Annotated in this window: 7 protein-coding genes; 5 read left to right on the top strand and 2 right to left on the bottom strand. The window is 72.7% G+C overall.

What is annotated here, in order from left to right; all coding sequences use genetic code 11:
• The 4 genes from AOK15_RS38805 to AOK15_RS38790 form a co-directional block, all read left to right on the top strand.
• Nucleotides 1-743: acyl-CoA dehydrogenase family protein (locus tag AOK15_RS38805; RefSeq protein ID WP_240508797.1), on the top strand; the 743-nt coding region annotated here is incomplete at its 5' end.
• A 119-nt stretch (nucleotides 744-862) separates the two neighbouring features.
• On the top strand, nucleotides 863-2,431 hold the full coding sequence (locus tag AOK15_RS38800) for a 4-coumarate--CoA ligase family protein (protein WP_055523624.1): 1,569 nt from the start codon (nucleotides 863-865) through the stop codon (nucleotides 2,429-2,431).
• Nucleotides 2,428-3,177, top strand: a complete 750-nt coding sequence (locus tag AOK15_RS38795) for an enoyl-CoA hydratase family protein (protein WP_055523621.1) — start codon at nucleotides 2,428-2,430, stop codon at nucleotides 3,175-3,177. Before AOK15_RS38800 ends, AOK15_RS38795 begins: the two co-directional genes overlap by 4 nt.
• Nucleotides 3,165-3,899, top strand: a complete 735-nt coding sequence (locus tag AOK15_RS38790; RefSeq protein WP_055523619.1) for a TetR/AcrR family transcriptional regulator — start codon at nucleotides 3,165-3,167, stop codon at nucleotides 3,897-3,899. Before AOK15_RS38795 ends, AOK15_RS38790 begins: the two co-directional genes overlap by 13 nt.
• A gap of 9 nt (nucleotides 3,900-3,908) precedes the next feature.
• Here AOK15_RS38790 and pdxH read toward each other — a convergent pair whose 3' ends face one another.
• A complete protein-coding gene (gene pdxH / locus AOK15_RS38785; RefSeq protein ID WP_055523626.1) occupies nucleotides 3,909-4,538 on the bottom strand; it encodes a pyridoxamine 5'-phosphate oxidase in 630 nt (209 codons plus the stop codon).
• A 222-nt stretch (nucleotides 4,539-4,760) separates the two neighbouring features.
• Here pdxH and AOK15_RS38780 point away from each other — a divergent pair, with 222 nt between their 5' ends.
• On the top strand, nucleotides 4,761-5,861 hold the full coding sequence (locus AOK15_RS38780; RefSeq protein ID WP_055523616.1) for a citrate synthase 2: 1,101 nt from the start codon (nucleotides 4,761-4,763) through the stop codon (nucleotides 5,859-5,861).
• 18 nt (nucleotides 5,862-5,879) lie between these two features.
• Here the strand turns inward: AOK15_RS38780 and AOK15_RS38775 are convergent, their stop codons facing one another.
• Nucleotides 5,880-6,887 carry an isopenicillin N synthase family dioxygenase gene (locus AOK15_RS38775; RefSeq protein WP_055523614.1) on the bottom strand — a complete coding sequence of 336 codons (1,008 nt, stop codon included), beginning with the start codon at nucleotides 6,885-6,887 and terminating at the stop codon, nucleotides 5,880-5,882.
• Nucleotides 6,888-6,955 lie beyond the last annotated feature (68 nt).

The raw sequence follows: 6,955 nt of genomic DNA, 5'->3' as shown, positions 1-6,955 counted from the left end.
CGGCCCGCCGCGACGGCGCCGACTGGCTGCTCACCGGCCGCAAGGTCTTCATCTCCGGCGTCGACAAGGCCGACGCCACCCTCATCGTCGGCCGCACCGAGGACGCCCGCACCGGCAACCTCAAGCCCTGCCTGTTCATCGTCCCCCGGGACACCCCCGGCTTCGAGTACCGGCCCATCGACATGGAACTCCGCGCCTCCGAGTGGCAGTTCGAGCTGACCTTCGACGACATGCGGCTCCCCGCCGAGGCGCTCGTCGGCGACGAGAACGCCGGCCTGCTCCAGCTGTTCGCGGGCCTCAACCCCGAACGCATCATGACCGCCGCTTTCGCCCTCGGCATGGCCCGCTACGCCCTCGCCCGCGCCGTCGAGTACGCCCGCGAACGCACCGTGTGGCGTCAGCCCATCGGCGCCCACCAGGCCATCGCCCACCCCCTCGCCCAGTCCCACATCGAGGTCGAACTGGCCCGCCTGATGATGCAGAAGGCGGCCCACCTCTACGACAGCGGGGACGACGCGGCCGCGGGCGAGGCCGCCAACATGGCGAAGTACGCCGCCGGCGAGGCCTGTGTGAAGGCCGTCGACCAGTCCGTGCACACCCTCGGCGGCAACGGCCTCACCCGCGAGTTCGGCCTCGCCTCACTGATCACCGCCTCCCGGGTGTCCCGGATCGCCCCCGTCAGCCGGGAGATGATCCTCAACTACGTCTCCCACCAGACCCTCGGCCTGCCCAAGTCCTACTGAGCCGCCGACCCGTCCACCCACGCCCCGAGCCCTCGACGCCCCGGAGGCGGGAACGGCGGCCGCCGGGCCCCCAGCCGCGCACGCCGCAGCCGACCTCAGCCGTACTGCCAGGAGGAACCATGTTCCGCAGCGAGTACGCAGACATCCAGCCCGTCGACCTGCCCATCCACGACGCCGTCCTCGGCCACGCCGCCGACCACGGCGACACCCCCGCGCTGATCGACGGCACCGACGGCACCACCCTCACCTACGCGCAGCTCGACCTCTTCCACCGGCGGCTCGCCGCCGCCCTCACCGAGACCGGCCTCCGCAAGGGCGACGTCCTCGCCCTGCACAGCCCCAACACCATCGCCTACCCGACCGCCTTCTACGCCGCCACCCGCGCCGGGGCCACCGTCACCACCGCGCACCCCCTCGCCACCGCCGACGAACTCGCCAAGCAGCTCACCGACTCGGGCGCCCGCTGGATCATCACGGTCTCACCCCTCCTCGACACCGCCCGCGCCGCCGCCGAACGCGCCGGCGGCATCCGGGAGATCCTCGTCTGCGACAGCGCCCCCGGCCACCGCTCCCTCATCGACCTGCTCGTCACCACCGCCCCCGAACCGGTCGTCGCCATCGACCCGGTGAGCGACCTCGCGGTGCTGCCGTACTCCTCCGGCACGACCGGCGTCCCCAAGGGCGTCATGCTCACCCACCGGTCCATCGCCACCAACCTCGCCCAGCTCGAACCCGTCATGCCCGCCGCCCCCGGCGACCGCGTCCTCGCCGTCCTGCCCTTCTTCCACATCTACGGCCTCACCGCCCTGATGAACGCCCCGCTCCGCCGCGGCGCCACCGTCGTCGTCCTGCCCCGCTTCGACCTGGAGGCGTATCTGGCCGCCATCGAGAAGCACCGCATCACCCACCTCTACGTGGCGCCGCCCATCGTCCTCGCCCTGGCCAAGCACCCCGCCGCCGAGCGGTACGACCTCTCCTCGGTCCGGCACGTGCTGTCCGCCGCCGCGCCCCTCGACGCCCGGCTCGCCGCCGCGTGCTCCGCCCGCCTCGGCCTGCCGCCCGTCGTCCAGGGCTACGGCATGACGGAACTCTCCCCCTGCTCCCACCTGGTCCCCCTCGACCAGGCCGCCGCCGCGCCCCCCGGTACCGTCGGCAAGCTCATCGCCGGCACCGAGATGCGCGTCGTCTCCCTCGACGACCCCGCCCGGGACGTCCCCGTGGGCGAGTCCGGCGAGGTCCTCATCCGCGGCCCGCAGGTCATGAAGGGCTACCTCGGCCGTCCCGACGCCACCGCCGCCATGATCGACGCGGACGGCTGGCTCGCCACCGGCGACATCGCCCACTGCGACGCCGACGGCTGGATGTACGTCGTCGACCGCGTCAAGGAACTCATCAAGTACAAGGGCTTCCAGGTCGCCCCCGCCGAACTCGAAGCCCTCCTCATCACCCACCCCGGCATCGCCGACGCCGCCGTCATCGGCCACTACGACGCCGACGGCAACGAGGTCCCGCACGCCTTCGTCGTCCCCCGCCCCACCCCCACCGGACTCACCGAGGGCGAGGTCATGATGTACGTCGCCGAACGCGTCGCCCCCTACAAACGCGTCCGCCATGTCACCTTCATCGACGGCGTCCCCCGCGCGGCCTCCGGGAAGATCCTCCGCCGAGAACTCAGGGAGCGCCTGTGACGGACACCCCCGCACCCCTCGTACGCACCGCCCACCACCGCGGCATCACCACCCTCACCCTCGACTCCCCGGCCAACCGCAACGCCCTCTCCGCCGGCCTCGTGCGGGACCTGTCCGAGGCCCTCGCCCACTGCGGCAAGGACGACGCCACCCGCGCCGTCCTCCTCACCCACACCGGCACCACCTTCTGCGCGGGCGCCGACCTGCGCCGTCCGCCCCGCCCCGAAGCCGTCGTCGGACTGCTCCGGGACATCCTCGACCTCCCCAAGCCGGTCGTCGCCCGCGTCACCGGCCATGTCCGCGCCGGCGGCCTCGGCCTCCTCGGCGCCTGCGACATCACCGCCGCCGGACCCGACGCCACCTTCGCCTTCACCGAGGTCCGCATCGGCGTCGCCCCCGCCGTCATCTCCCTCACCCTGCGCCCCCGCACCGACCCCCGCGCCCTCGCCCGCCACTACCTCACCGGCGAACGGTTCGGCCCCGACGAAGCCGCCCGCATCGGCCTGCTCACCGCCACCGGACCCGATGTCGACGCCGTCCTCGCACCCGTCCTCGACGGACTGCGCCGAGCCGCACCGAGGGCCCTGACGGAAACGAAACGCCTGCTCACGGCTAAGGTGCTGGAGAACTTCGACCTGGACGCGGGCGAACTGACCCGGCTCTCGTCCCGGCTGTTCGACTCCGACGACGCCCGCGAGGGCATGACGGCCTTCCTCGAAGGACGGGAACCGGGATGGGTGCTGTGAGCACGGCGGATACATCGACGGGCAGATCCAAGGACACGACGGCGGACACCGACACGGCCACGGACGCGGCCACGTCGGCGGATACGGCGGCGGACGCGGCGGGCCGGGACACCGCGTCCGCGGACACCGCCGCCGCCGTCGCCGAACGCGGCCCCAAGCAGGACCGCAGCCGCGTCACCCGCAAACGGCTCCTCGAAGCCGCCGTCTCCTGCCTCGCCGAACACGGCTGGGCCGGCTCCACCGTCTCCGTCGTCGCCGAGCGCGCCGGTGTCTCACGGGGCGCCGCCCAGCACCACTTCCGCACCCGCGAGGACCTGTTCACCGCCGCCGTCGAATACGTCGCCGAGGAACGCTCCCTCGCCCTGCGCGACCTCTTCCCCCACGGCCCCGCCGACCGCCGCGCCGTCGTCGCCGCCCTCGTCGACCTCTACACCGGCCCCCTCTTCCGGGCCGCCCTCCACCTGTGGGTCGCCGCCTCCAACGAGGAGCAGCTCCGCCCCCGCGTCACCGAACTGGAGGCCCGCGTCGGCCGCGAGACCCACCGCATCGCCGTCGAGCTCCTGCACGCCAACGAGACCGTCCCCGGCGTCCGCGAAACCGTCCAGGGCGTGCTCGACATGGCCCGCGGCCTCGGCCTCGCCAACCTCCTCACCGACGACACCGGCCGCCGCGACAAGGTCGTCGCCCAGTGGGCCGCACTCCTCGACGAGGTCCTGGACTGACCCGTCCGCCTACGGGCTGAGCCGCTCCACCCGCCACGACCCGTCCGGCAGAGCCACGTACCGCAGCCGGTCGTGCAGTCGGTTGTACCGGCCCTGCCAGAACTCCACGCTCGTCGGCACCACCCGGAAACCGCCCCAGTGCGGCGGCACCGGCACCTGCTCGCCCTCCGGGTACCGGGCGGTCAACTCCGCGTACGCCGCCTCCAGCTCCGCCCGCGACGGGATCACCGACGACTGCGCGCTCGCCCACGCCCCCAGCTGCGACCCGTGCGGCCGCACCCGGAAGTACGCCGCCGTCTCGTCCCGGCCCGTGCGCCGCGCCGTCCCCGTCACGATCACCTGCCGGGCGATCGCGTGCCACGGGAACACCAGCGACACATGGGGGTTCTCCGCCAGGTCACGCGCCTTGCGGGAGTCGTAGTTCGTGTAGAACACGAAGCCCCGCTCGTCGTACGCCTTCATCAGCACCGTACGAGAACTCGGGTGCCCCTGGCCGTCGGCCGTCGACACCACCATCGCGTTCGGCTCGAACAGCCCGCCCTCCTGCGCGGCCTCCAGGAACCACCGCCCGAACTGCTCCATCGGGCCGGCGGCCAGCTCGCTCTCGTCGAGCCCGTCGGCGCGGTACTGCTTGCGCATCACAGCGGGATCGGGCACGGGCTCCAGACCGGGATCGTTCACATGGTCATCCTGCCGTATCGCCCGCGGCACCCGCCGACCGACGGCCCACCCGCCCCGTTGTGGCACTGAGTGCCGCACACCCTCCCCAAACGTGGCACTCAGGCGTATCGTGCAGGAACATTCCGGATGGATTCCCGAACAGCCGATCCCCCTGTCGCACACATCACGAGGAGCCGCCTGATGTCCGACTTCGTACCCGGTCTCGAAGGAGTCGTCGCGTTCGAGACGGAGATCGCCGAACCGGACAAGGAGGGCGGCGCGCTCCGCTACCGCGGCGTCGACATCGAGGATCTCGTCGGCCACGTCTCCTTCGGCAACGTCTGGGGCCTGCTCGTCGACGGCGCCTTCCGCCCCGGTCTGCCGCCCGCCGAGCCCTTCCCCATCCCCGTCCACTCCGGCGACATCCGCGTCGACGTCCAGTCCGCCCTCGCCATGCTCGCCCCCGTCTGGGGCCTCAAACCCCTCCTCGACATCGACGAGGAGCAGGCCCGCGCGGACCTCGCCCGCGCCGCCGTCATGGCCCTCTCCTACGTCGCCCAGTCCGCCCGCGGCCAGGGCCTGCCCATGGTTCCGCAGCGCGAGATCGACAAGGCGCAGTCCGTCGTCGAACGCTTCATGATCCGCTGGCGCGGTGAGCCCGACCCCAAGCACGTCGCGGCCGTCGACGCCTACTGGACGAGCGCCGCCGAGCACGGCATGAACGCCTCCACCTTCACCGCCCGCGTCATCGCGTCCACCGGCGCGGACGTGGCGGCCGCCCTCTCCGGCGCGGTGGGCGCCATGTCCGGCCCCCTCCACGGCGGCGCCCCCTCCCGTGTCCTCGGCATGATCGAGGAGATCGAGCGCACCGGCGACGCCGACGCCTACGTCAAGCGCGCCCTCGACAAGGGCGAACGCCTCATGGGCTTCGGACACCGTGTCTACCGCGCCGAGGACCCCCGCGCCCGTGTCCTGCGCCGCACCGCCCGTGAGCTGGGCGCCCCCCGTTTCGAGGTCGCCGAGGCCCTGGAGAAGGCCGCCCTCGCCGAACTCCACGAACGCCGGCCCGACCGTGTCCTCGCCACCAACGTCGAGTTCTGGGCCGCCATCGTCCTCGACTTCGCCGAGGTGCCGGCGCACATGTTCACCTCGATGTTCACCTGCGCCCGCACGGCCGGCTGGTCCGCCCACATCCTCGAACAGAAGCGCACCGGCCGCCTCGTCCGCCCCTCCGCCCGCTACACCGGCCCCGGCCCCCGCAGCCCCCACGAGATCGAGGGCTACGGCGACATCGCGCACTGACGCGGCAGTTCCTGGGCGTCACGCGGGGCTGAGCAGCCCCGCGTGATGCCGCTCCGCCACCAGCGGATGCGCCCGCAGCTTCCCCTTCAACTCGTTGAACCCGTACTCCGCGAACAGCGGATTCGCCGGATCGTCGGTCACGCCCGGCGCGGCCGAGGCGTACGGGAAGACCAGCGGCTCTATCCGCGCGTCCAGCCGCGGGTTGTAGAAGAACGGCACCGAGAACCGCTCGGTCGCCCCCGGCGGGCTCACCACCCGGTGGTTGGTCGCCACCAGATACCCCTGGGTGGCCACCTCCAGCAGCTCCCCGAGGTTCACCACGAAGGCCCCCGGGATGGGCGGCACCTCGTGGAACAGCCCGTCCTCCCGCTCCACCTGCAACCCACCCACCTGGTCCTGGAGCAGCAGGGTCAGGAACCCGTAGTCCTTGTGGGCCCCCACCCCCTGGTCGGCCCCGTCCCCGGCACTGCCGGGATACCGCACCAGCTTCAGATGCGGGTGCGCCCAGTCCCCGAAGATCGGGGCGTAGAAGTTCGCCGGGGCGCCGATCGACACCAGCAGCTCCCGCAGCAGCCGGTCGGCGACCCCGCTGAGGCGGTCGATCCACCCCAGCGTGACCTCCCGCAGCTCGGGCAGCGACCGGGGCCACTGGTTGGGCCCCTGGAGCCACCAGTACGGGGGCTCCCCGTCCGCCGGCACCCGGGCCGGCCGCTCGGCGCCCACGTCCAGCTGGTCCCGCCAGTCCTGCCGACCGCCGGTCCGCTCGTCCCCGGTGCGCGTGTAGCCCCGGAAGTGCGGCGACCGCACGTTGTCGATGGCGAGCCGCGCCTCCTCGGGCAGCGCGAAGAACTCCCGCATGACCCGGGTGAGCCGCTCGATCTCCGTCCCCTCCACCCCGTGCCCGACGAGCTGGAAGAACCCCACATCGTGCGCCGCGCTGTGCAACTGCGCGTGCAACAGCCCGCGCGCCTCGGGTCCGCGCTCGGCCGCCGAGAGATCGATGATGGGAAGCTGCTGATACATCATGAGACACGTCCGCAGGGTGTACGGGAGCCCGCGCCGGCGCCGAGGGTGGGGCGGGCTCCCGTACACCC

Origin of the sequence: Streptomyces ossamyceticus (assembly GCF_001418475.1) — a bacterium.
Classification (GTDB): domain Bacteria; phylum Actinomycetota; class Actinomycetes; order Streptomycetales; family Streptomycetaceae; genus Streptomyces; species Streptomyces ossamyceticus.
The sequence above is the reverse complement of the archived record's forward strand: the minus strand, read 5'-3'. Positions and strand labels throughout refer to the sequence as shown.